Genomic DNA, 22,420 nt, shown 5'->3' on the forward strand with positions numbered 1-22,420 from the left:
GGGGTGTCCCCCCCCGGGCTCGGGGCCTAGTGGGGCGCGTGGCGGGGGTGCCGGCGGGGGGGGGCCGCGGCCGGGGGGGGGGGGGGGGGGGGGGGCGGGCCCGGGGGGCCGCCCCGCCCGCAGCGCGCTCACGCCTCGTCCGCCGCCCGGTACACGCCGAACATCGCCCCCTGCGGATCGCGGAGCACCGCGATGCGCGGGCGCTCCGGGTGCGAGACGGGCTCCATCAGCACCGTGCCCCGCGCCCCTGTCGCGGTCGCCGCGGCGGCGTCCACGTCGCCGACGGCGAAGTACGGCAGCCAGTGCGCCGGCACCTCGTGGGGGAACCTGTCGTCCATCGTCACCATGCCGCCGAAGTCCGCGCCGCCGACGCCCCACTGGGGGTAGCGCCCGGAGGCGGTCACGCTCCAGCCGAACACGGCGGTGTAGAAGGACACGGCCTGCCGCGGCGCGCGGGTCAGCAGCTCCACCCAGCCCAGTGACCCGGGCGCGTTGAACACCCCGGCGCCGGGGAAGGCGGCCGCCTGCCACAGCTGGAAGACGGCACCGGTGGGATCGGCGGCCACCGCGAAGCGGCCCATGTCGAACACCTCCGTCGGACCGAGCAGCGTCTGCCCGCCCGCGGCGGCCACCTCACGCAGGGTGGCCTCGGCGTCGGTCACCGCGAACGACACGTTCCAGGCGACCGGCTGCGACTCCTCGTACAGCGGCGTCAGCGCCGCGACCGCCGCGTCCCCGAGGCGGGCGACCGTGTAGCCGCCCGCCCCGGGGCGCGGATCCGTCTCGGGGCGCCAGCCGAACAGCCGCGTGTAGAACCGCTGCGCGGACTCCGGATCGGTGGTCCCCAGCTCGGCCCAGCAGGGCCCTCCGGTCACCGGCGCGGACAGTTCCATGGCGTTCCCTCCGCCGTGGGGCACTCCGGCCGCGGACAACCCGGAGCCACCGGGTGCGGCCGGCCCCCCTCCGCACGCTAAGCCCGGCCCCCGGCCCCGTCCATCCGGCGGGGAACCGGTCCTCAGATCCCCGGCCGGTACCGCAGGGGGTGGTCGGCGGGAATCTCGACCAGCACGATCGGTGTGCCGTCCGGGTCCGCGATCCACATCTCGACCAGCCCCCAGGGCTCCCGCACCGGAGGACGGACGACGCCGACCCCCTTGGCGGCCAGTTCCCCGTGCGCCGCCGTGATGTCCTCGACCTGGAGCCACAGCCGTACCGCCGGGGACACCGCGGCGGGGTCCGCCGAGCGGCCCGACAGCTCCAGGAACCCGCCGCCGAGGAAGTAGACGGTGCCGCGCTCCGGGCCGGTGCCGAACTCGCGGTGGACGGCCAGGCCCAGCTGCTCGCCGTAGAAGGCGCGGGAGCGGTCGGGGTCGGTGGGGCGGAGCAGGATGCGGCTGCCCAGTACATGCACCATGCGGCCGAGGGTAGCGGCCGGGTTAGTCTCGTTCCGGCCCGGCCACGCCGGAACGCGCCGCAGACGACATCGGAGACGTGCCCATGGAATCCGCCACCGACACCGCACTGACCTTCCGCGATGCCACCGGCGCCGATGTGGGCGCCCTCGTCGCGTTGATCGAGTCGGCGTACCGGGGGGAGTCCAGCCGGACCGGGTGGACCACCGAGGCGGACATCCTCCAGGGGCAGCGGACCGACCCGGAGGGGGTGCTGGAGGTCGTCGAGTCGCCCGGCAGCCGGCTGATCACGGTGGAGCGCCAGGGCCGCATCGTCGCCTGCTGCCAGCTCGAACACCGCGGCGCGTACGCCTACTTCGGGATGTTCGCGGTCAGCCCCGAGCTCCAGGGTGCCGGACTCGGCAGGACGATCATCGCGGAGGCGGAGCGCCGGGCCAGGGAGACCTGGGGCGTGAGCGAGATGCACATGACGGTGATCTCCGTGCGGGAGGACCTGATCGCCTGGTACGAGCGGCGCGGTTACCGACGGACGGGACGGATGACGCCGTTCCCGTACGGCGACGAGCGTTTCGGCATTCCGCAGCGCGCCGATCTGCAGTTCGAGCTGCTGGTCAAGGAGCTGACCGGTCCCACGCACGGGGACGCGCCCGTCACGCGGTGAAGCGGCCGGTGCGCTTGATCTCCGGGTAGTCGGTGGTCGCTCCGTCCAGTCCCAGTGCCCGGACCAGTCTGAGGTGGTCCTGGGTGTTGACCACCCAGCCGACGACCGCCAGATCCGCCTTCCGGGCCTGCTCCACGATCTCCAGGGTGAGCCGGCGGATGTCGAGGCAGACGGTCGAGGCGCCGGCCGCGACCGCCCGCTGCACGACGCCGTTGTCGTAGCGGCCGGCGATCAGTGCCGTGCGCACCCCGGGCACCAGCCGGGCGATCTCGGTGATCGCCTCGTCGTGGAACGAGGAGACCTCGACCCGGCCGGCCAGGTTCCGTCCGTTCATCACCCCGGCCAGCGCGCGGGCCGCGCGCACGTCCTTGATCTCGGCCTGGAGCGGGGTCCGGACGGCGTCCAGGACCTCCTCGAAGACGGGGACGCGCTCGCCGTTCCCGGCGTCCAGGGCGCGCAGTTCGGCGAGGGTCTTGTCGGCGACGGCGCCCGTGCCGTCCGTGGTGCGGTCCACATCCGCGTCGTGCATGACGACGAGCGCGCCGTCCTTGCTCAGGTGCAGATCCAGTTCGATGACGTCGAGGCCCGCCTCCTGGGCGGCGGTGAAGGACCGGAGGGTGTTCTCGGGAGCGACACCCATGACTCCGCGGTGACCGATGGTGAGGAAGTTCAAGACGCGACTCGCTTCCGTCGACGGCGGCGGGGGACCGTGTCCCCATGGCCCTCCTGGACCGTATCGCCTGTGCCCGCGCCGTCCAGAGGCTGAACCCCGATCGTGTGCGGTGTCGCCCCAATGGGTGTTCCACAGGAAAAAACGCGGTGAAGGTGGGGGTGGGGCAGGATAATTTCCCGAGGTGTTACTTGCTGGGAGAAACCTCGTATGTATACGGTCCTCTTACGCGAGGTTCTCCTGTAGAGGATGGGACATGACGGAAATTCTTGTGCAGGTGGGTGCGGAGGAACAGGTTCCTTCGGTAGGCAGGGTGGTGGAGCACCCGGCATGGCCCGTGCTCAAGGATGCCGTGGAGCGGATCAGGCCCTGGCAGTCCAAGGACGGGTCGATCGACTTCGACGCCGAGGGCGCCCCGTCGCGGGCCGACGCCGAGCGCGCGGTGCGGGAGGTGACCGGGGCCGTGAGGACGCTGTCCCCGCTGCTGCCCCACGACCGTGCCTACCACGAGGCGCTGGCCGAGGACCTGGCCCGCTGGGCCGGGGGCGGCTTCGAGGTGCCCGACTTCCTCGACTCGCTGCTGGCCTTCCAGCCGGCCGCGCGCCGTGAGCACGGCCTGCAGCACCTGGTCGTCTTCCCGATGTACACGCAGAACGGCAACCCCGACCGCAACCTGGAGGCGGTCGTGCTGCGCATGGTGTGGCCCCAGTGGCTGGCCGAGCTGGAGCGCACCCGCTACGACAACCCGATGTTCTGCGGCATCACCTTCGAGGACTTCACCGCCGGCTACGACACCAACTCCGCGGTGCTCTTCCCCGAGACCGTCGCCGTGCGCGAGGCCCCCGAGCGCTTCACCTGGGGCGGCATCTTCTGCGACCGCGAGGCCGCCCGCTTCCGCCGGGTCACCGAGGCCGCCGTCGACATCCTGGGCCTGGAACTGCCCGAGGACGTCGCCGCGATGGTGCACGACCAGAAGCGCTGCGAGGAGGCCTTCGTGCTCTGGGACATGGTCCACGACCGCACCCACAGCCACGGCGACCTGCCCTTCGACCCATTCATGATCAAGCAGCGCCAGCCGTTCTGGATGTACGGCCTGGAGGAGCTGCGCTGCGACCTCACCGCCTTCAAGGAGGCCGTGAAACTCGCCGGCGACGGTGTCCCGCAGGCCCGTGACGTGCAGGTCGCGGTGCTCTTCGACCGGATGTTCCGCTTCCCGGTCACCGGTGAGCGGGTCCGCAACTACGACGGCCTCGGCGGCCAGCTGCTCTTCGCCTACCTGCACAAGCACGACGTCGTCCGCTGGACCGACAACAGGCTCTCCATCGACTGGGAGCGCGCCCCGCAGGTCACCAACCGGCTGTGCGCCGAGATCGAGACGCTGTACCGGGACGGCATCGACCGCCCCAAGCTCGTCCACTGGTTCGCCGGCTACGAGCTGGTGTCCGCCTACCTCTCCCCGCACCCGGGCTCCAAGTGGGCCAAGGGCCCCGAGGCGCTGGACCTGACGCAGCCGCCGCGCAGACTCGTCGATGACGTGCTTCCGGACGAGTTTCCGCTGAGCATGTTCTATGAGGCACTGTCCAAGAAGCTGAAGCACGTGATCGCCTCCGCCGAGGGCATCACGGCGGACGGTGCCGGGCGGGTCGCCGCGTGAGCGATCGCGAGTCCACAACTGCTCAGGAGGCGAGGACCATGGGGAACGGGGCGCTCGAGGGTGCGGTGATCGCGGTGGCCGGCGCGGGGGGACCCGCGGGACGGGCGGCGCTCCTCAGGCTGGCCGAGGCGGGAGCGACCGTGGTCGGCTCCGACAACGACCCGGTACGGCTGGCCGAGGCCGTGGACGCGGCGCGCTACGCCCACGGCGGCGCCACCGTCACCGGTGACACGGTCGACCTGCTCGACCTGAACTCCACCCGCGAGTGGGCCGCCCGCACCGAGAAGGAGTTCGGCCGCATCGACGGTCTGGTCCACCTCGTCGGCGGCTGGCGCGGCAGCGAGACCTTCACCAAGACCAACCTGGACGACTGGGACCTGCTGGAGCTGCTGCTGGTGCGCACCGTGCAGCACACCTCCCTCGCCTTCCACGAGGCGCTCCAGCGCAGCGACCGCGGCCGCTACGTCCTCATCAGCGCGGCCGGTGCCAGCAGGCCCACCGCGGGCAACGCGGCGTACTCCGCCGCCAAGGCCGCCGCCGAGGCGTGGACCCTCGCCATGGCCGACTACTTCCGCAAGGCCGGGGGCGAGCAGGGGCCGACGTCGGCGGCTGCGATCCTGGTGGTGAAGGCGTTGGTGCACGACGCGATGCGCGCCGAGCGCCCCAACGCGAAGTTCGCGGGCTTCACGGACGTCAAGGACCTCGCCGAGGCCATCGCCGGCGTCTGGGACGAGCCCGCCGCGGAAGTGAACGGAAACCGTCTGTGGCTGACCGAGAAGCCGTGAACCCGCCGAGGACCGACGCGCGTCGTCATCACGACCCGGACGTCCGCGGTTTCGCCAGCGACAACTACGCGGGCGCCCACCCGGAGGTCCTCGCCGCCCTGGCCCTGGCCAACGGCGGGCACCAGACCGCGTACGGCGAGGACGCGTACACGGAGAACCTCCAGCAGGTCGTCCGCAGCCACTTCGGCCCCACCGCCGAGGCCTTCCCGGTCTTCAACGGCACCGGCGCCAACGTCGTCGCGCTCCAGGCGGTCACCGACCGCTGGGGCGCGGTGATCTGCGCCGAGAGCGCCCACATCAACGTGGACGAGGGCGGGGCGCCGGAGCGGGTCGCCGGGATCAAACTGCTCACCGTGCCCACCCCGGACGGCAAGCTCACCCCCGAGCTGATCGACCGCCAGGCCTACGGCTGGGAGGACGAGCACCGGGCGATGCCGCAGGTGGTCTCCCTGGCCCAGGCCACCGAGCTGGGCACGGTCTACACCCCGGAGGAGATCCGCGCGATCTGCGAGCACGCCCACGCGCACGGCATGAAGGTGCACGTCGACGGCTCGCGGCTGGCCAACGCCGCCGCCACGCTGAACGTGCCGATGCGCACCTTCACCAACGCGGCCGGGGTGGACATCCTCTCCCTGGGCGGCACCAAGAACGGCGCGCTGTTCGGCGAGGCGGTCGTCGTGCTGAACCAGGACGCCGTCCGCCACATGAAGCACCTGCGCAAGCTGTCCATGCAGCTCGCGTCCAAGATGCGCTTCGTCTCCGTGCAGCTGGAGGCACTGCTGGCCCGGGACCTGTGGCTGCGCAACGCCCGGCACGCCAACGAGATGGCCCAGCGCCTGGCCGAGGGCGTGCGCGCCGTGCACGGTGTGGAGATCCTCCATCCGGTGCAGGCCAACGCGGTCTTCGCACGGCTGCCGCACGACGTGGGCGAACGCCTGCAGAAGCGGTTCCGGTTCTACTTCTGGGACGAGGCCGTGGGGGACGTCCGCTGGATGTGCGCCTTCGACACCACCGAGGACGACGTGGACGCGTTCGTGGCGGCGCTCAAGGAGGAGATGGCCCGCTAGCGCGTCCCGCACGCAGGTGCGGCCGGCCGTGAAGGTGTGACCCCCCGATCGGCCGCAGCCGGCGCCCCCCGGGCCCCGCGGCACGGGCGCGGGGTTCGGCGATCCGGCCGCCCCGCGCCCGGTACGGCCGGGGCCGCCACCGCCTCGATCCGGCGCCGCGTCCCTCGCCGCGCAACGCGGCCGACCGGACGGAACCGGCCGGCGGGACGCCGGTCCCCGGTGCGCGGGACCCCGTCGACAGCGCGGTGCGCCGCGTGTCAGCGGGCCTCGGCCTCGCGGACCTGCTCCGGGGTCGGGGCCGTGCCGCCGAGGTGGGCCGGCATCCACCACGTGTCGTCCTGGTCCTTGGGCCGCACCGGGTAGGCGCGCTGCGCGGCCTCGAGCAGTTCCTGCACCCGTTCGCGCAGCTGCCGGGTGATCGCACCCGCGTACTTGTCCCTGGATGCCTCGATCGCCTCGCCGACCCGGATGGTGACCGGGGTGTGGCTGCGCCCGAAGTTGCGCGGCCGGCCCTTGGTCCACAGCCGCTGCGTGCCCCACACCGCCATCGGGATCAGCGGCACGCCCGCATCCTGCGCCAGGCGCGCGGCGCCCGACTTGAAGCTCTTGAGCGTGAACGACTGCGAGATCGTCGCCTCCGGGAAGACGCCCACGATCTCTCCGGACCGCAGCGACCGCAGCGCGTGCTCGTAGGCCGCCTCGCCCTGCGTGCGGTCCACCGGGATGTGCTTCATGCCGCGCATCAGCGGGCCGGAGACCCGGTGCCGGAAGACCGACTCCTTCGCCATGAAACGCACCAGGCGCTTCTGCGGGAGCGCCGCCAGGCCGTTGAAGACGAAGTCCAGGTAACTGATGTGGTTGCTCACCAGCACGGCGCCGCCCGAGCGCGGGATGTTCTCCGAACCCTGGCAGTCGATCTTGAGGTCCCAGACCTTGAACAGGGTGCGGGCGAAACCGACGACGGGACGGTAGACAATTTCTGCCATGGGCGGGTTGGCACCCTTCCTTCTCTGCCTGGGAAGGGGAGTCTCCCAGTCGAAGTTACGCAGCCGTAGGTTTACGGCTTGTCGCAGATGGTGCCCGAAGAACGGCCGGTGAACCAGTCCCGGCACCCGTCGGCGGCGAGATTCTTGTCACGTCCGTTCCCGGCCCGCCACGGGCTTCGCACGGGCGACGGGAATGTCCGTCGGCCCGGGAACGCTGGAAGCGGTCGACAGCGGAATCCATGGCGGGAGAGTGGCGCGTGCGCGGTCGGGACGACGGGGAACGGCTCGGGGCGGGGGAACCGTGGGCCGGGCTGGGGGCCGAACTGGGAGAGCGCGCCACCCTCGTGCAGTTCTCCAGCGCCTTCTGCGCGCCCTGCCGGGCGACCCGCGGGGTGCTGGCCGAGGTGGCCGCACTGGTCCCGGGCGTGGCCCACGTGGAGATCGACGCCGAGGCCCACCTGGACCTCGTACGGCGGCTGGACATCGTACGGACCCCGACGGTGCTGGTCCTCGACGCGGCCGGCCGGATCGTACGGCGCGCGACCGGACAGCCGCGCAGGGCCGATGTGATCGCCGCGCTCGGGGAGGCCGTGTGAAGTGCGCCGGGACCGTGGTGAGGTACCTCCCGCAGCACGGGAACGACTTGACTGCGCGGGCCGTCCGTCGTCAGCCTGACCGCATGCTTTCGGAACCTCCTCGTCCCCGGCGGGCACCCGGCCGCGCCGGGACCGCCGCCGCGCGCGTGCGCGGACCGGGCCGGTGAGCAGCCGCGAGCCCGTTCGCCACCCCCCGCGGAAGGACGGTTCCATGACGGCCGCGTCCGGCCCCGGCACCGCCCGGGCCGCCTCACCCGACCTGTTGCGCTCCGTCTTCCGCAGGCACGCGGCGGGGGTCGCGGTGATCACCGCGCGTGGCGGCGGAGGGCCCGTCGGCTTCACCGCCACCTCGCTCGCCTCCGTCTCCGCCGAGCCCCCGATGCTGTCCTTCGCGGTCGGCACCGGGAGCTCCAGCTGGCCCGCGATCGCGACGGGCGGCCATGTGGGTGTGCATGTGCTCGGGGAGCACCAGCGGGAGCTGGCGGCGACCTTCGCGCGCAGCGGCGCCGACCGCTTCGGTCCGGCCACCGCCTGGCGGGAGGGGCCCGAGGGGGTCCCCGTGCTGGACGGCGTGCCGGCCTGGATGGTGTGCGAGGTGGTGGCGCGGGTGCCCGCCGGTGACCACCGGATCGTGGTCGCCGAGGTCCTGCTCGGCGACCCCACCGGTCACGGCCGTCCCCTCGTCTACCACCAGGGACGCTTCAGCGCCCTGCGCGACTGAGCGGGGTTCGTCCCCTTCGCGGAGCCGTCGAGTTCCGGTTACGCTGCGTTGCGAAGGTCACAGTTCAAAGCGCTTGCTCAGCGGGAAGGAACTAGGTGTACTGACGAGTAATATTTCGGTCGGAGCGTGGGCCGCCCCGACCGGGACCGCCTGCTTCAGGCGCCTATGCTGCCTGGAGGCAGGCAGCCAGAAATGACGATGCAGTAGGAGAGCCGGCGTGAGCTTGAGGATCGTTGTCACCGTGAAGTACGTGCCCGACGCCACTGGCGACCGGCACTTCGCCGATGACCTGACCGTCGACCGGGACGACGTGGACGGTCTGCTCTCCGAACTGGACGAGTACGCGGTCGAGCAGGCGCTGCAGATCTCGGAGAACTCCGACGACGACGTGGAGATCACCGTGCTGACGGTGGGTCCCGAGGACGCCAAGGACGCCCTGCGCAAGGCGCTGTCCATGGGCGCGGACAAGGCGATCCACGTCGAGGACGACGACCTGCACGGCACCGACGCCATCGGCACCTCCCTGGTCCTGGCGAAGGCGATCGAGAAGGCCGGCTACGACCTGGTGATCTCCGGCATGGCCTCCACCGACGGCACCATGGGCGTCGTGCCGGCGCTGCTCGCGGAGCGCCTGGGCGTGCCGCAGGTGACGCTGCTGTCCGAGGTCTCCGTCGAGGAGGGCACGGTCAGGGGCCGCCGCGACGGCGACTCCGCCACGGAGCGGCTCGAGGCGTCCCTGCCGGCGGTCGTGTCGGTCACCGACCAGTCGGGCGAGGCGCGTTACCCGTCGTTCAAGGGCATCATGGCGGCCAAGAAGAAGCCGGTTCAGTCCTGGGACCTGTCCGACCTCGGCCTGGAGGCGGAGGAGGTCGGCCTGGAGGGCTCCTACACCACGGTCGACGCCGCGACCGAGCGCCCGGCCCGTACCGCCGGCACGATCGTCAAGGACGAGGGCGAGGGCGGCAAGCAGCTCGCCGAGTTCCTCGCGGGTCAGAAGTTCATCTGAACCCCGGATCCGCCGACCGCCCCTCACATCTCGCAAGCAGGAGAGAAGAAGTCCCATGGCTGAAGTTCTCGTCTACGTCGATCACGTGGACGGCGCCGTCCGCAAGCCGACCCTGGAGCTGCTGACGCTGGCCCGCCGCATCGGCGAGCCGGTCGCCGTCGCGCTGGGCAACGGCGCCGGTGACACCGCCGCCACGCTGGCCGAGCACGGCGCGGTGAAGGTCCTCACCCACGAGGCCGCCGAGTACGCCGACTACCTGGTCGTCCCGAAGGTCGACGCCCTCCAGGCCGCCCACGAGGCCGTCTCCCCGGCCGCCGTGCTGGTCCCGTCCTCCACCGAGGGCAAGGAGATCGCCGCCCGTCTGGCGCTGCGCCTCGGCTCGGGCGTCATCACCGACGCCGTCGACCTGGAGGCCGGTGACTCCGGTCCGGTGGCCACCCAGTCGGTGTTCGCCGCCTCCTACACCACCAAGTCCCGCGTCTCCAAGGGCACCCCGGTCATCACGGTCAAGCCCAACAGCGCGACCGTGGAGGCCGCTCCGGCCGCCGGCGCCGTCGAGGCCCTGTCGGTGACCTTCTCCGCCGCCGCGACCGGCACCAAGATCACCGGCCGTACGCCGCGCGAGTCGACGGGGCGTCCGGAGCTGACCGAGGCCGCGATCGTGGTCTCCGGCGGCCGCGGTGTGAACGGCGCGGAGAACTTCGGGCTCATCGAGTCGCTCGCCGACTCGCTCGGCGCGGCCGTCGGCGCCTCGCGCGCCGCCGTCGACGCCGGCTGGTACCCGCACACCAACCAGGTCGGCCAGACCGGCAAGTCGGTCTCGCCGCAGCTGTACATCGCCTCCGGCATCTCCGGCGCGATCCAGCACCGGGCCGGCATGCAGACCTCGAAGACCATCGTGGCGATCAACAAGGACGCCGAGGCCCCGATCTTCGAGCTGGTCGACTACGGCGTCGTCGGCGACCTGTTCGACGTCGTGCCGCAGCTGACGGAGGAGATCAAGACCCGCAAGGGCTGATCCCTGCAGGTCCACACCGTGACCGGGCCCCCGCGACCACTTCGGCCGCGGGGGCCCGGTGCGTCACGCGGGCGCCCGTCGTCCGCCGGTGAGGACTCCCGGACGAGTGCTGTACGGGAGGGCGCGGGGCGGCGGCGGTGGCGGGCGCGCTCCGCGGTCCCACCGGGGCCGGATGTCCCGTGAGACGGTGTTGACCGGCGGGAAGGCCGCCCGATAACTTCATTCTACGAATTGTTGATTCCGTATCGCGGAAGCCTAGGAGGGTGTGGAATGGCCCAGGGGCAACGGGAACGGGTGGCGACGACTCTCTCGGGCGCCGTCAGCGAGGAGATCAGCGCCTCCCTCGCGCCGGTCGACGCGGAGCTGGAGCGCCGCTACCCCGGAGACCCCGGCACCCGTCAGCCCGTCCACACCGTCTACGTCCCCGGCGACGCCTTCGCCGCCGACACCGTCCGCGTCTGGGGCGACCGGGCGCTCGCCGCGCTCGAGGAACACGCCCCGACCGCCGACGCCTTCGCCGCAGTGCTCGGGCTGGACGCCGCCCTGGCCGAGGACGTGTACGACCGTGTCCGCGCCAAGCTGGAGCGCGAGCCGGTGGAGGACCTGCGCGTCGACTTCGAGGACGGCTACGGCAACCGTCCCGACGCCGAGGAGGACGAGGCCGCGGCCCGCGCGGCACGGCTGATCGCCGCGGCGCACGCCGGGGGCACCTCCCGGCCGGAAGGCGGGGGAGGCGGCGCGGCCCCGTACGCGGGCATCCGCATGAAGTGCCTGGAGGCCGCCGTGCGCGACCGGGGCATCCGCACCCTCGACATCTTCCTCACCGGTCTGCTGGAGGCCGGCGGTCTGCCCCGCGGGCTGGTCCTGACCCTGCCCAAGGTCACCTGTCCCGAGCAGGTCGGCGCCATGGGCCGGCTCCTCGGCGCCTTCGAGGAGGCGCGCGGCCTCGAGCCCGGCCGGATCGGCTTCGAGATCCAGATCGAGACCAGCCAGGCCATCCTCGCCGCCGACGGCACCGCCACCGTCGCCCGCATGATCCAGGCCGCCGAGGGCCGCGCCACCGGACTGCACTACGGCACCTTCGACTACAGCGCCTGCCTCGGCGTCTCCGCCGCCTACCAGGCGAGCGACCACCCGGCCGCCGATCACGCCAAGGCCGTCATGCAGGTCGCCGCCGCGGGCACCGGCGTCCGCGTCTCGGACGGCTCGACCAATGTGCTGCCTGTCGGTCCGGCCGAGCGGGTGCACGACGCCTGGCGCCTGCACTACGGCCTCACCCGCAGGGCCCTCGCCCGCGCCTACTACCAGGGCTGGGACATGCATCCCGGTCACCTCCCCACCCGCTACGCCGCCGTCTTCGCCTTCTACCGCGAGGGCTTCGAGCAGGCCTGTGCCCGCCTCGTCCGGTACGCCGGCCGGGCCGGCGGCGACGTCATGGACGAACCCGCCACCGCCAGGGCCCTCGCCGGCCACCTGCTGCGCGGTCTGGACTGCGGCGCCCTGGACGCCGCCGAGGTGTCCCGGGCGAGCGGACTGGCCCGCGCCGACCTGGAGAGCCTCGCCTCGCCCCGGCGCGGCGGCCCGGCGGCCCCCGCGCAGTAGGCCGGGCGCACTCCGCCCACTTGCCTTCCCCTATCGAATTTCGATAGATTTCCATCGTGGATCGGGTGAAGGAGGGGCGATGGGACAGCTGACCGTACTGGCGCTGCGCGCCGTGATCGTGGCGTTGCTGGCGGGTTCCCTGGGAGTGCAGGTGCTGATGGTGCCGCTGCTGGCGCGCGACCTCGACGGGCTGGACGCCGCCCACTCCTCTCTGCGGGCCCCGTTCCTGCTCATCGTGGTCCTCGTGGTACTGGCCGCCCAGACCGTCCTGGTCTGCGTCTGGCGCCTGGTGACGATGGTGCGGCGCGGCACCGTCTTCTCCCACGCCGCCTTCCGCTACGTGCACATCGTCATCGGCGCGTTCGTCGCCGCCGCCCTGCTGGTGTTCGCGCTCGGAGTGCTGCTGGCACCGGGCGAGGCCGTCGCCCCGGGCGTCGTACTCCTGCTGGGCGGGGTGGGCCTGGCCGTCCTCGGGATCGCCCTCGTCGTCCTCGTCCTGCGGATGCTGCTGGCGCAGGCCGTCGCCCGGGACGTCGAGGCGACGCGGATGCGGGCCGAACTGGCCGAGGTGATCTGATGCCGATCGCCGTCGACATCGACGTGATGCTGGCCAAGCGGAAGATGTCCGTGGGCGAACTCGCCGAGCGGGTCGGGATCACACCGGCCAACCTGGCGGTGCTGAAGAACGGCCGCGCCAAGGCGGTGCGCTTCACGACCCTCGCCGCGCTCTGCGACGTGCTCGAGTGCCAGCCGGGGGACCTGCTGCGCTGGGAGCCGGAGGAGACGCCCGAACCTGTCACCCGCGCCCCTTAGGCTGTACGCCACGCACGGTCGGTGGTGTCACAGGAACGGGGCAACGGTGTCGACGGGGGAGTACGGACAGGGGGACGGGACCGGTCGGCTGCTGGCCGGCCGTTACCGGATCGCCGCGCAGCTCGGGCGCGGCGGCATGGGCGTGGTCTGGAAGGCGGTGGACGAAGTCCTGGGCCGCGAGGTGGCGGTCAAGGAACTGCGCACCTACACCGACGCCGCCGCTCCCGAACTGGCCGACCTCGGACTGCGGATGCAGCGCGAGGCGCGCGCGGCGGCCAGGGTGCGCCACCCCGGCGTCATCGCCGTGCACGACATCACCGAGGTGGACGGCCGCCCGCTGATCGTCATGGAGCTCGTCGACGGCCCGTCCCTGGACGACGTGCTCCGCGACCGCGGCACCCTCGATCCCCGGGAGGCCGCCGGGATCGGCGCCGAGGTGATGGACGCGCTGGCCGCCGCGCACCGGGCCGGGGTGCTGCACCGCGATGTGAAGCCCGGCAACATCCTCCTCGACCGGTCCGGCCGGATCGTCCTCACCGACTTCGGCATCGCCACCATGGAGGACCCCGGCGACGGCTCGGCGACCCATCTCACCCGGAGCGGTGAGATCGTCGGCTCCCTCGACTACCTGGCCCCCGAGCGCGCCCAGGGCGCCGTACCGGGACCGGCCTCCGACGTCTGGGCGCTGGGCGCCACGCTCTACGCGGCCGTGGAGGGCGCCTCGCCCTTCCGCCGCACGTCGGCGTTCTCCACCCTCACCGCGATCGTCTCCGAGCCCCTCCCCGAGTCCCGCCGGGCCGGACCGCTCGCACCGGTCCTCGGGCAGCTGCTGGACAAGCGGCCCGAGTCCCGCCCGGAGGCCGCGCAGGCGCGCGCACTCCTGGAGGCCGTCGCCACCGGCGTGGACACCCCGACGACCACGCTGCGCCGGCCCGTGCCCCCACCCGGCCGCACCGGGACGGAACGCGGCGTCCCGGCGGTGCCCCCGGGCTTCGGGCCACCGCGGCCGCCGGCCACGCCGGAGGCGGAAGGGCCCGCCGCGGACCCGGTCCCCGAGGCGGGTTCCACCCCCACCGGTCCCATGGGCGCGGCCACGGGCTCCCGCCGCAAGGGGCGCGCGCTGCTCGCCGCCGTGGCCGTCACCGTCGTGCTCGCCGCGGCCGGGGTCGCGGTCGCCGCACTCGACTCCTCGGACGGCACCCGGACGGACGCCCGGACCGGCGGCACCCGTGGCGACGCCCCGGCCTCCCCCGCGCCCTCCGGCGACCCGGACACCGGCCGCGGCACGAGTCCCGGGCCCGATCCCGGGGGGAGCGCGTCCGCGCCGGACCGGCCCGGCGCGGAAGAAGGGGGCGCCGACGCCCCCGGCGACGGTCCCGAGGCGAGCCGCGCGGGCAGGACCCCGGACAGCGGCGCCTCCGGCGACGGCGGTGCCGACAGGGGTGCGCCGGGGGGTGACGGCGGCGCGACCACCGAGGCGCCGGTCTGCCACGCCATCGGCGACGGCAAGTACAACTGCCGGGTCTGGCGCACCGCCGCGTCCTACACCGCCTCCGGCACCGAGGCCGGCATCCTCAACGCGGGCACCAACTACTTCTACTGCCAGCAGGACCTGGGCCGCCGCGAGACCCACGGGGAGTGGACCAATGTCTGGTGGGCCCGCACCGACGACGACAGCGGCAACGCCGGTGTGTGGGTCAGTGACGTCTACATCGCGGGCGGCGCCAACGACGCCCCGGTGCCCGGACTCCCGCACTGCTGAGCGGACACCGGCGCCGCCCCGGCGGACGGACCCGCGCTCAGTGCGCCGGGGGCAGCTCGCCCGAACCCCGGGTGATCAGCCGGGTGGGGATCTCGATGCGCTCCGGGGTGAGCAGGGTGCCGTCCAGCTGGCGGAACAGACGCTCGGCGGCCGTCCGGCCGATGGCCGCCGCGTCCTGGGCGACGACCGTGACACCCGGCTGGAGGAGATCGGCGAGCTCGATGTCGTCGAAGCCGACCAGGGCGACCGGGCGCGCGTGCTCGCTCAGCACCCGGATGACCGTCACCGTCACCCGGTTGTTGCCCGTGAAGATCGCGGTGACCGGGTCCGGGCCGGAGAGCATCTCCTCGGCCGCCCGGCGCACCCGCTCCGGCCCGGTGACGCCCAGCGACATCCAGGAGTCCGCCACCGGTATGCCCGCGTCCTCCATGGCGGTCCGGTAGCCGCGCAGCCGTTCGGCCGCGGTGTGGATGCGGGGCATGTCGCCGATGAAGCCGATCCTGCGGTGTCCGTGCGCGATGAGGTGGCTGACACCGTCGCGGGCGCCGCCGTAGTTGTCCGACACGACGACGTCCACGTCGATGTGCCCGGCCGGGCGGTCCACGAAGACGGTGGCGACCCCCGCCTTGATCTCGGGTTCCAGATACCGGTGGTCGTCGCCGGCCGGGATCACCACCAGCCCGTCCACCCGGCGGGCGCACAGCGCCAGCACCAGTTCCTGCTCCCGGTCGGCGTCCTCCGCGCTGGAGCCGTTGATCAGCAGGGCGCCGTGCGCGCGGGCCACCTCCTCGACCGCCCGGCTCAGCGGTCCGTAGAACGGGTCCGCGAGGTCCTCCAGGACCAGGCCGATGCTCGCGGTGCGGCCCTTGCGCAGCACCCGGGCGCTGTCGTTGCGCCGGAAGCCCAGTGCCTCGATCGCCTCCTGGACACGGCGCTCCGTCTCCGGCGTGACACCGGCTTCGCTGTTGACCACCCGGGAGACCGTCTTGAGCCCGACCCCGGCGCGCGCGGCCACGTCCTTCATCGTCGGACGGTTGCCGTAACGGTTCCCTGGGGGGCGTTCGGTGCGGCGGGTCGTCTCCGGCACGGTGCGGTGTCCTGTCCTGTCGTCCACGGGGATGCGCTGGTCCATGGGGTTGTATGAGGATGTGGCGTCGAGCATAGAGCCTGGACAACGTTGTCAAGGTCAGGAGACACTGTCCCACGCACACTCCGGCCCGGACCGCACCGCTCGATGGGCCGTTGTCCGTGCTCCACGTGTTGCCTCCTGGTCGCACGTGGTCGTTCCCGGTACTTTCTCGTGGTTTTTGATGTTCTTGATGTTCTTGATGTTTTTCTGATGTTTCCGATGTTCGACGGGGAGATCCGACGCTGATGCACACCGACCTCGTGGCTGCGCTCGACATCGGCGGCACCAAGATCGCCGGCGCGCTGGTGGACCGCCGGGGCCGCATCCTGGGCCGCGCCCAGCGGCCGACGCCCGCCCAGGAGGACGGCGAGACCGTGATGAGGGCGGTCGAGACGGTGCTCGGTGACCTCGCCTCGTCCCCGCTGTGGCAGCGCGTCGGCGCGGTGGGCATCGGCAGCGCCGGTCCCGTGGACGCCTCCGCCGGCACGGTGAGCCCGGTCAACGTGCCCGGCTGGCGGGACTACCCGCTCGTCGCCCGGGTCCGCGCCGCGGCCGGGGGTCTGCCCGTGGAGCTGATCGGCGACGGCGTGGCCATCACGGCCGCCGAACACTGGCAGGGCGCCGCCCGCGGCCACGACAACGCGCTGTGCCTGGTGGTCTCCACCGGGGTGGGCGGCGGCCTGGTACTCGGCGGCCGGCTGCACCCCGGGCCCACCGGGAACGCCGGCCACATCGGCCACATCAGCGTGGACCTCGACGGCGACGTGTGCCCGTGCGGCTCGCGCGGCTGTGTGGAGCGCATCGCGAGCGGCCCCAACATCGCCCGGCGAGCCCTGGAGAACGGCTGGCGGCCCGGTCCGGACGGCGACACCTCCGCCGCCGCGGTGGCGGCCGCCGCCCGCGCCGGGGACGCGGTGGCCGTGGCGTCCTTCGAACGGGCGGCCAGGGCGCTGGCCGCGGGCATCGCGGCCACCGCGACGCTCGTCGAGATCGACATCGCGGTGATCGGCGGCGGCGTGGGCAAGGCGGGCGAGGTCCTCTTCGCCCCGCTGCGCCGGGCCCTGGCCCAGTACGCGACGCTGTCCTTCGTCCAGCGCCTCGCGGTGGCACCGGCGCAGACGGGCACCGACGCCGGCCTGGTGGGCGCCGCGGCGGCGGCGCTGGCGACGAGCACGAGCACGAGTACGAGCACGGACGCGGCGGTCGCGGGAGTGTGAGGCGGGGCGCCGGGCAGTCGGCGGGCCGACGGTGTCCGTCCGGGCGCGGTCGGCCGGACCGACGGGCGGTGCGCGGGAATCCGTGCGTGACCCGACGGCCTTCTCGGCAGTTGGGCCGGGCATGAAGAAGCGCAGCATGCTCGCCATCGCCTCCCTCGCCACCGGCTTCGTCGTCGCGGCGGTCACCCCGTCCCACGCGCTGGGCGAGGGCCTCGGCGGTCTCGAGGTCGACGACACCGTCAGCACCCTCGACCGGACCGTCGCCGAGGACAACACCCTGGTCCTGGACGTTTCCCGGGAGGACAGGGCCTGACGCGTCCCCCGGCCGTGCCGTGCGGCGCCGGCGCCCTCGACGAGAGGGCACCGGCGCCGCTGTCACGCGCTCTCAACTGAAGCTGGTTTCCGTGGCAGGGTGGAGCGGGCAAGCCACAGGGGGCCGACGGAAGAGGGGGAACCGTGATCGTCTGGATCAACGGCGCGTTCGGTGCGGGGAAGTCCACCACCGCGCGCGAACTGATCGAGCTGATCCCGAACAGCACACTCTTCGACCCCGAGGTGGTCGGCGGAGCACTGGACCAGCTGCTTCCGCCCAAGCGCCTCGCCGAGGTCGGCGACTTCCAGGACCTTCCGATCTGGCGACGACTCGTGATCGACACCGCGGCCGCGATGCTCGCCGAGCTGGGCGGGACCCTCGTGGTCCCCATGACCCTGCTGCGCCAGGAGCACCGCGACGAGATCTTCGGCGGCCTCGCCGCCCGCAGGATCCCGGTCAGGCACGTCCTCCTGGCTCCGGCGGAAACGATTTTGCGTGAGCGAATAGCCACCCGCGAGATCCCCGCGGACCTCCCCGACGGCGAGATACGCGTCCGGCAATGGTCGTACGACCACATCGAGCCGTACAAGACGGCCCTCGCCGCCTGGCTCACCTCCGACGCCTACCCGATCGACACCGGGGTCCTCACCCCCTTCGCCGCCGCCCTGCGGATCGCCGAGGCGGTCGGCAGCGGGGAGGTGCCCGCCTGCGACATCGTGCAGACCCCCGAGCCCACCGCCGAGACGGTCGCCGCCGGTGTCCTCCTCTTCGACGAGCAGGACCGGGTGCTGCTCGTCGACCCGACCTACAAGCCGGGCTGGGAGTTCCCGGGCGGGGTCGTGGAACGCGGTGAGGCACCCGCGCGTGCGGGCATGCGCGAGGTCGCCGAGGAGACCGGGATCCGTCTCGACGACGTACCCGCGCTCCTGGTCGTGGACTGGGAACCGCCGGCGCCGCCCCGTTTCGGCGGCCTGCGCCTGCTCTTCGACGGCGGCCGCCTCGACTCCGCGGAGGCCGGACGCCTGCTGCTGCCCGGTCCGGAACTGCGCGGCTGGCGTTTCGTGTCCGAGGCCGAGGCCGCCGACCTGCTGCCTCCCGTCCGCTACGAACGGCTGCGCAGGGCACTACGGGCCCGGGAACGCGGGAAGGCGATGTATCTGGAGGCCGGAGTGCCGGTCGGGTGAGGCCGGAGCGGCGGCCGCCGCTCAGCGGTCCGCCGCGCCCCCCGTGCCCCCGTCGTCCGCGTCCGCGTCGCCGGGACGCGCGTCCGTCTCCCTCTCCGCCGCCGCACGCAGCGCCCGGTCCGCCCGCGCGGTCACCGGATCCCCGTGGCCGAAGCAGGCCACCTCCACGTCGAGCGCGGCCAGCCGGCGGCAGGCGGCGAGGACCTGGTTCCGGTCGAGGTTGAACACGCCCGGCATCACGGTGCCGTCCACGGGCGAGGCGGCGACCGTGTCCCCGGTGAACAGCACGCCGTGCAGGGGCAGATGGAGTGCGATGCTGCCGCGGGTGTGCCCCGGGACGTGTACGACGCGCGCCCCGTCGCCCAGATCGAGGACATCGCCGTCGCGCAACTCCGTGACCCGCGCGGGGTGTTCGAAGTCGGGCGGCGGCAGGAGCCGTACCGCCCGCTCGTGCAGGGGACGCTCCCAGTCCTCGAACGCCGGTGGCGGACCGGGCACCTCACCGAGTACGTGCGGCGCGTCCAGCCGGTGGGCCAGCACCTCCGCGCCGGTGAGCGCCGCCACCTCGGCGGCCCCGCCCGCGTGGTCCTCGTGGAAGTGGGTGAGCACGATGCGGCGTACGTCGTGCGGGTGCCGCCCGAGGGCGGTCAGGGCCTCGGCGATCGGCGCGGCGGAGCCCGCCGGGCCGGCGTCGACCAGCGTCAGCCCCCCGTCCCGCCCCGCAGGGCCGTCGTCCCACAGGTAGGCCTGGCCGACCGGGAAACGCAGGAGGTGCAGACGGGGGGAGAGCGCGATGACGTCCATGGCACGACCGTACGGACGGGCCCCCGGCCGCGGACGGCCGTTCTGCCGACGGCAGAGCGGCGGACCGGCCCGCGGTCAGCTCGCGCCGGACGCGTAGGCGCGCAGGAACAGCGCCTCCGCGACCGACAGCCGCTCCAGTTCCCCGGGGGACACGCTCTCGTCCACCGCGTGGATCCGCGCCTCCGGCTCGCTCAGGCCGATGAGCAGGATCTCCGCCTTCGGGTAGAGGGAGGCGAGGGTGTTGCACAGCGGGATCGAGCCGCCCTGACCGGCGTACTGCATCTCCTGGCCCGGGTACGCGACCGCCATGGCGTCGGCCATGGCCCGGTAGGCGGGACTGGTGGTGTCCGCGCGGAACGCCTGGCCCTGACCGATCTGCTCGGTGACGACCCGCGCGCCCCACGGCGTACGGGACTCCAGGTGCGCCCGGAGCAGCCGGGTCGCCTCGGCCGCGTCGACGCCCGGCGGCACCCGCAGGCTGACCAGCGCACGGGCGCTGGCCTGCACGGACGGCGTGGCGCCGACCACCGGCGGGCAGTCGATGCCGAGCACGGTGACCGCCGGGCGCGCCCAGATGCGGTCGGCGACGGTGCCCGAACCGATCAGTTCCACCCCGTCGAGCACCTTGGCGTCCTCGCGGAACCGCGCGTCGTCGTACTGCAGTCCGTCCCAGGCGCAGTCACCGCTCAGCCCGTCGACGGTGGTGGAGCCGTCCTCGGCGCGCAACGAGTCCAGCACGCGCACCAGCGCGGCCAGCGCGTCGGGCGCGGCCCCGCCGAACTGGCCGGAGTGCAGGTTGCCCTCCAGGGTGTCGATCCGCACCCGCACCAGCGTCATGCCGCGCAGGGTGGAGGTGACCGTCGGCAGCCCGACGCGGAAGTTGCCCGCGTCGCCGATGACGACGGCGTCGGCCTCCAGCAGCTCCGGGTGTTCCTCGGCGTACCGCTCCAGACCGCCGGTGCCCTGCTCCTCCGAGCCCTCCACGATCACCTTGACGTGCACCGGGACGCCGCCGTCGGCCTTCAGCGCGCGCAGCGCCAGCAGGTGCATGAGGACGCCGCCCTTGCAGTCGGCGGCCCCGCGCCCGTACCAGCGGCCGTCCCGCTCGGTCAGCTCGAAGGGCGGGGTGGTCCAGCCCGACTCGTCCAGCGGCGGCTGCACGTCGTAGTGCGCGTACAGCAGCACGGTCTTCGCACCCTGCGGGCCCGGCAGGTAGCCGTACACCGACTGGGTGCCGTCCGGGGTGTCCAGCAGCGCCACGTCCCGGAAACCCTCGGCGGTCAGCGCGTTCGCGATCCAGCGTGCCGCGCCCTCGCTCTCCTCGCGCGGGAACTGGCCGAAGTCCGCCACCGACTTGAAGGCCACCAGCTCGGTGAGCTCCTCCTGTGCCCTGGGCATCAGCGAGGCGACGGTCGCGGCGACCGGATTCGACGGCATGGGCACGCTCCTTGTGGGTGCGACGTTGTACTTCCGCGTACTTCTTCGTACGAGATGATCGTGCGGTGTGCGTGAGGACCCGTGTACGAGGCACTCACGCCGCCGATCCTCCCACAGCGGCCCACGGTGACCGCCGCCGTAGGATGCGGAGGGACAACAGCGGCAGGCGGCTGGATCGGGAGCAGTAGACCATCGTGAGCAGCGAGAACTCTTCGGCGGACGACGTGCAACAGGTGTGGGACGTCGTCGTGGTGGGCGCGGGACCCGCGGGGGCGTCGGCCGCCTACGCGGCGGCGGTCGCGGGGCGGCGCGTGCTGTTGCTGGAGAAGGCGGAGCTGCCCCGCTACAAAACCTGCGGCGGCGGCATCATCGGACCCTCGCGCGACGCGCTGCCTCCCGGTTTCGAGCTCCCGTTCAAGGACCGGGTGCACGCGGTGACGTTCTCGAACAACGGCCGCTTCAGCCGTACCCGCCGCTCCCGGCAGATGCTGTTCGGACTGATCAACCGGCCCGAGTTCGACCAGCAGCTGGTGGAGCACGCGCAGAAGGCGGGCGCCGAGCTGCGCACCGGCGTGGCCGTGCAGCGGGTCGAGCAGCACGGCTCCGCCGTACCGGACCGGCGCACGGTCGCCCTCGTCCTGCAGGGCGGTGAGACGGTGCTCGCGCGGGCCGTGGTCGGCGCGGACGGCAGCGCGGGCCGGATAGGAGCACACGTCGGGGTCAAGGTCGACCAGGTCGACCTCGGCCTGGAGGCGGAGATCCCGGTCCCGGAGACCGTCGCCGAGGACTGGAGGGGACGGGTGCTCATCGACTGGGGCCCCATGCCGGGCAGTTACGGCTGGGTCTTCCCCAAGGGCGACACGCTGACCGTCGGGGTGATCTCGCGGCGCGGTGAAGGCGCCGCGACCAAGCGGTACCTGGAGGACTTCATCGGACGGCTCGGCCTCGCCGGCTTCGAACCGAGCATCTCCTCGGGCCACTTGACCCGCTGCCGCGCCGAGGACTCCCCGCTGTCGCGCGGGCGGGTGCTGGTGTGCGGGGACGCGGCCGGGCTGCTGGAGCCGTGGACCCGCGAGGGCATCTCCTTCGCACTGCGCTCGGGCCGACTGGCGGGGGAGTGGGCGGTGCGGATCGCCGAGGCGCACGACGCCGTGGACGCGCGCCGGCAGGCGCTGAACTACGCCTTCGCCGTCAAGGCGGGCCTCGGCGTGGAGATGAGCGTCGGTAAGCGGATGCTGGCCGCGTTCGAACGGCGTCCCGGGGTCTTCCACGCGGTCCTCACCGGTTTCCGCCCGGCCTGGAACGCGTTCAGGGACATCACGCGCGGTTCGACGTCGCTCGGCGAGCTGGTCCGCACCCACCCGCTGGCCCACCGCGCCCTGATGGCACTGGACCGGCGCCCCGCGGAGGCGACGGACGGGGCCGGCTCCTGACCGCGGTCCGGCAGACCGGACGGCCGGGGCGGCGCGGCTCCCCGGCGGCCCGGCCGTCCGGCTCCGCGCCGCCCTGCCCGCAGTGCCGTGCGGCCGGATTCCCGTCCGGGACGGTCGCCTGCCCGGCACCCTCCCCGGTGAGGGCGCCCC

General features: G+C 73.2%; 23 protein-coding genes. 16 read left to right on the forward strand and 7 right to left on the reverse strand.

Annotated elements, in window-relative coordinates; all coding sequences use genetic code 11:
- Positions 1–128: 128 nt before the first annotated feature.
- Positions 129–893, reverse strand: a complete 765-nt coding sequence (locus ACF07S_RS11020; protein WP_391974041.1) for a VOC family protein — start codon at positions 891–893, stop codon at positions 129–131.
- 122 nt (positions 894–1,015) lie between these two features.
- Positions 1,016–1,414 (reverse strand): VOC family protein, encoded by a 399-nt coding sequence (locus ACF07S_RS11025; protein ID WP_391964146.1) that lies wholly within the window; start codon positions 1,412–1,414, stop codon positions 1,016–1,018.
- Positions 1,415–1,497: 83 nt separating this feature from the next.
- Between ACF07S_RS11025 and ACF07S_RS11030 the strand changes: the two genes are divergently transcribed.
- Positions 1,498–2,073 carry a GNAT family N-acetyltransferase gene (locus ACF07S_RS11030; RefSeq protein ID WP_391964145.1) on the forward strand — a complete coding sequence of 192 codons (576 nt, stop codon included), beginning with the start codon at positions 1,498–1,500 and terminating at the stop codon, positions 2,071–2,073.
- Here ACF07S_RS11030 and ACF07S_RS11035 read toward each other — a convergent pair.
- Positions 2,063–2,746 (reverse strand): glycerophosphodiester phosphodiesterase, encoded by a 684-nt coding sequence (locus ACF07S_RS11035; RefSeq protein ID WP_391964144.1) that lies wholly within the window; start codon positions 2,744–2,746, stop codon positions 2,063–2,065. The genes ACF07S_RS11030 and ACF07S_RS11035 overlap by 11 nt on opposite strands.
- Before the next feature lie 253 nt (positions 2,747–2,999).
- Between ACF07S_RS11035 and ACF07S_RS11040 the strand changes: the two genes are divergently transcribed.
- Genes ACF07S_RS11040 through ACF07S_RS11050 form a run of 3 tightly spaced genes read left to right on the forward strand, consistent with a single transcriptional unit; the run spans position 3,000 to position 6,249 of the window.
- The gene (locus tag ACF07S_RS11040; protein WP_391964143.1) at positions 3,000–4,397 is read left to right on the forward strand and encodes a DUF6421 family protein; all 1,398 of its coding nucleotides are present in this window, start codon (positions 3,000–3,002) and stop codon (positions 4,395–4,397) included.
- Positions 4,398–4,435: 38 nt separating this feature from the next.
- Complete coding sequence (locus ACF07S_RS11045) at positions 4,436–5,182, forward strand: SDR family NAD(P)-dependent oxidoreductase (RefSeq protein WP_391964142.1); 747 nt, start codon at positions 4,436–4,438, stop codon at positions 5,180–5,182.
- Positions 5,179–6,249, forward strand: a complete 1,071-nt coding sequence (locus ACF07S_RS11050; protein ID WP_391974111.1) for a threonine aldolase family protein — start codon at positions 5,179–5,181, stop codon at positions 6,247–6,249. Before ACF07S_RS11045 ends, ACF07S_RS11050 begins: the two co-directional genes overlap by 4 nt.
- A 257-nt stretch (positions 6,250–6,506) precedes the next feature.
- Here ACF07S_RS11050 and ACF07S_RS11055 read toward each other — a convergent pair whose 3' ends face one another.
- The gene (locus ACF07S_RS11055; protein WP_391964141.1) at positions 6,507–7,235 is read right to left on the reverse strand and encodes a lysophospholipid acyltransferase family protein; all 729 of its coding nucleotides are present in this window, start codon (positions 7,233–7,235) and stop codon (positions 6,507–6,509) included.
- Between the two features lie 239 nt (positions 7,236–7,474).
- On the opposite strand from ACF07S_RS11055, the gene ACF07S_RS11060 reads away from it, so the two are divergent.
- From ACF07S_RS11060 to ACF07S_RS11095, 8 genes are all read left to right on the forward strand, one after another.
- Complete coding sequence (locus ACF07S_RS11060) at positions 7,475–7,831, forward strand: TlpA family protein disulfide reductase (protein ID WP_391964140.1); 357 nt, start codon at positions 7,475–7,477, stop codon at positions 7,829–7,831.
- A gap of 211 nt (positions 7,832–8,042) precedes the next feature.
- Positions 8,043–8,552 (forward strand): flavin reductase family protein, encoded by a 510-nt coding sequence (locus tag ACF07S_RS11065; RefSeq protein WP_391964139.1) that lies wholly within the window; start codon positions 8,043–8,045, stop codon positions 8,550–8,552.
- A gap of 217 nt (positions 8,553–8,769) precedes the next feature.
- Positions 8,770–9,558: an electron transfer flavoprotein subunit beta/FixA family protein gene (locus ACF07S_RS11070; protein WP_391964138.1), complete on the forward strand. Its 789-nt coding sequence runs from the start codon at positions 8,770–8,772 to the stop codon at positions 9,556–9,558.
- A 55-nt stretch (positions 9,559–9,613) separates the two neighbouring features.
- The gene (locus ACF07S_RS11075) at positions 9,614–10,576 is read left to right on the forward strand and encodes an electron transfer flavoprotein subunit alpha/FixB family protein (RefSeq protein WP_391964137.1); all 963 of its coding nucleotides are present in this window, start codon (positions 9,614–9,616) and stop codon (positions 10,574–10,576) included.
- Positions 10,577–10,846: 270 nt separating this feature from the next.
- Positions 10,847–12,178, forward strand: coding sequence for a DUF6986 family protein (locus ACF07S_RS11080; RefSeq protein ID WP_391974042.1), 1,332 nt, complete (start codon positions 10,847–10,849; stop codon positions 12,176–12,178).
- Positions 12,179–12,257: 79 nt separating this feature from the next.
- On the forward strand, positions 12,258–12,755 hold the full coding sequence (locus ACF07S_RS11085; RefSeq protein WP_391964135.1) for a DUF2975 domain-containing protein: 498 nt from the start codon (positions 12,258–12,260) through the stop codon (positions 12,753–12,755).
- Positions 12,755–12,991, forward strand: coding sequence for a helix-turn-helix domain-containing protein (locus tag ACF07S_RS11090; RefSeq protein ID WP_391964134.1), 237 nt, complete (start codon positions 12,755–12,757; stop codon positions 12,989–12,991). The genes ACF07S_RS11085 and ACF07S_RS11090 overlap by 1 nt, the downstream gene beginning before the upstream one ends.
- A 46-nt stretch (positions 12,992–13,037) precedes the next feature.
- A complete protein-coding gene (locus ACF07S_RS11095; RefSeq protein WP_391964133.1) occupies positions 13,038–14,753 on the forward strand; it encodes a protein kinase in 1,716 nt (571 codons plus the stop codon).
- A 37-nt stretch (positions 14,754–14,790) separates the two neighbouring features.
- Here ACF07S_RS11095 and ACF07S_RS11100 read toward each other — a convergent pair whose 3' ends face one another.
- Positions 14,791–15,885 (reverse strand): LacI family DNA-binding transcriptional regulator, encoded by a 1,095-nt coding sequence (locus tag ACF07S_RS11100; RefSeq protein WP_391964132.1) that lies wholly within the window; start codon positions 15,883–15,885, stop codon positions 14,791–14,793.
- A 242-nt stretch (positions 15,886–16,127) separates the two neighbouring features.
- Between ACF07S_RS11100 and ACF07S_RS11105 the strand changes: the two genes are divergently transcribed.
- The 3 genes from ACF07S_RS11105 to ACF07S_RS11115 all read left to right on the forward strand — a co-directional run bounded on the left by ACF07S_RS11105 (position 16,128) and on the right by ACF07S_RS11115 (position 18,596).
- Positions 16,128–17,099 carry an ROK family protein gene (locus tag ACF07S_RS11105; protein ID WP_391974043.1) on the forward strand — a complete coding sequence of 324 codons (972 nt, stop codon included), beginning with the start codon at positions 16,128–16,130 and terminating at the stop codon, positions 17,097–17,099.
- A gap of 121 nt (positions 17,100–17,220) precedes the next feature.
- Positions 17,221–17,412 (forward strand): hypothetical protein, encoded by a 192-nt coding sequence (locus ACF07S_RS11110; RefSeq protein ID WP_391964130.1) that lies wholly within the window; start codon positions 17,221–17,223, stop codon positions 17,410–17,412.
- Between the two features lie 143 nt (positions 17,413–17,555).
- Complete coding sequence (locus ACF07S_RS11115; protein ID WP_391974044.1) at positions 17,556–18,596, forward strand: NUDIX domain-containing protein; 1,041 nt, start codon at positions 17,556–17,558, stop codon at positions 18,594–18,596.
- 21 nt (positions 18,597–18,617) lie between these two features.
- On the opposite strand, the gene ACF07S_RS11120 is transcribed toward ACF07S_RS11115, so the two are convergent.
- Together ACF07S_RS11120 and ACF07S_RS11125 are read right to left on the reverse strand one after the other, a co-directional pair.
- Positions 18,618–19,400, reverse strand: coding sequence for an MBL fold metallo-hydrolase (locus tag ACF07S_RS11120; RefSeq protein ID WP_391964128.1), 783 nt, complete (start codon positions 19,398–19,400; stop codon positions 18,618–18,620).
- Positions 19,401–19,475: 75 nt separating this feature from the next.
- Positions 19,476–20,837: a dipeptidase gene (locus ACF07S_RS11125; RefSeq protein WP_391964127.1), complete on the reverse strand. Its 1,362-nt coding sequence runs from the start codon at positions 20,835–20,837 to the stop codon at positions 19,476–19,478.
- Positions 20,838–21,031: 194 nt separating this feature from the next.
- On the opposite strand from ACF07S_RS11125, the gene ACF07S_RS11130 reads away from it, so the two are divergent.
- Complete coding sequence (locus tag ACF07S_RS11130) at positions 21,032–22,270, forward strand: geranylgeranyl reductase family protein (protein ID WP_391974045.1); 1,239 nt, start codon at positions 21,032–21,034, stop codon at positions 22,268–22,270.
- The last annotated feature ends 150 nt before the right edge of the window (positions 22,271–22,420 follow it).

The organism is Streptomyces sp. NPDC016640, from assembly GCF_043076215.1.
In the GTDB taxonomy this organism is placed as follows: domain Bacteria; phylum Actinomycetota; class Actinomycetes; order Streptomycetales; family Streptomycetaceae; genus Streptomyces.

Excerpts from the sequence above, each read along its gene's own strand:
- ACF07S_RS11080 (WP_391974042.1), top strand. The coding sequence starts at position 10,847 with ATGGCCCAGGGGCAACGGGAACGGGTGGCGACGACTCTCTCGGGCGCC.
- ACF07S_RS11120 (WP_391964128.1), bottom strand. The coding sequence starts at position 19,400 with ATGGACGTCATCGCGCTCTCCCCCCGTCTGCACCTCCTGCGTTTCCCG.
- ACF07S_RS11110 (WP_391964130.1), top strand. The coding sequence starts at position 17,221 with ATGAAGAAGCGCAGCATGCTCGCCATCGCCTCCCTCGCCACCGGCTTC.
- ACF07S_RS11065 (WP_391964139.1), top strand. The coding sequence starts at position 8,043 with ATGACGGCCGCGTCCGGCCCCGGCACCGCCCGGGCCGCCTCACCCGAC.
- ACF07S_RS11105 (WP_391974043.1), top strand. The coding sequence starts at position 16,128 with ATGCACACCGACCTCGTGGCTGCGCTCGACATCGGCGGCACCAAGATC.
- ACF07S_RS11030 (WP_391964145.1), top strand. The coding sequence starts at position 1,498 with ATGGAATCCGCCACCGACACCGCACTGACCTTCCGCGATGCCACCGGC.
- ACF07S_RS11075 (WP_391964137.1), top strand. The coding sequence starts at position 9,614 with ATGGCTGAAGTTCTCGTCTACGTCGATCACGTGGACGGCGCCGTCCGC.
- ACF07S_RS11125 (WP_391964127.1), bottom strand. The coding sequence starts at position 20,837 with ATGCCGTCGAATCCGGTCGCCGCGACCGTCGCCTCGCTGATGCCCAGG.
- ACF07S_RS11085 (WP_391964135.1), top strand. The coding sequence starts at position 12,258 with ATGGGACAGCTGACCGTACTGGCGCTGCGCGCCGTGATCGTGGCGTTG.
- ACF07S_RS11090 (WP_391964134.1), top strand. The coding sequence starts at position 12,755 with ATGCCGATCGCCGTCGACATCGACGTGATGCTGGCCAAGCGGAAGATG.
- ACF07S_RS11020 (WP_391974041.1), bottom strand. The coding sequence starts at position 893 with ATGGAACTGTCCGCGCCGGTGACCGGAGGGCCCTGCTGGGCCGAGCTG.
- ACF07S_RS11100 (WP_391964132.1), bottom strand. The coding sequence starts at position 15,885 with ATGGACCAGCGCATCCCCGTGGACGACAGGACAGGACACCGCACCGTG.
- ACF07S_RS11025 (WP_391964146.1), bottom strand. The coding sequence starts at position 1,414 with ATGGTGCATGTACTGGGCAGCCGCATCCTGCTCCGCCCCACCGACCCC.
- ACF07S_RS11040 (WP_391964143.1), top strand. The coding sequence starts at position 3,000 with ATGACGGAAATTCTTGTGCAGGTGGGTGCGGAGGAACAGGTTCCTTCG.
- ACF07S_RS11045 (WP_391964142.1), top strand. The coding sequence starts at position 4,436 with ATGGGGAACGGGGCGCTCGAGGGTGCGGTGATCGCGGTGGCCGGCGCG.
- ACF07S_RS11055 (WP_391964141.1), bottom strand. The coding sequence starts at position 7,235 with ATGGCAGAAATTGTCTACCGTCCCGTCGTCGGTTTCGCCCGCACCCTG.
- ACF07S_RS11060 (WP_391964140.1), top strand. The coding sequence starts at position 7,475 with ATGGCGGGAGAGTGGCGCGTGCGCGGTCGGGACGACGGGGAACGGCTC.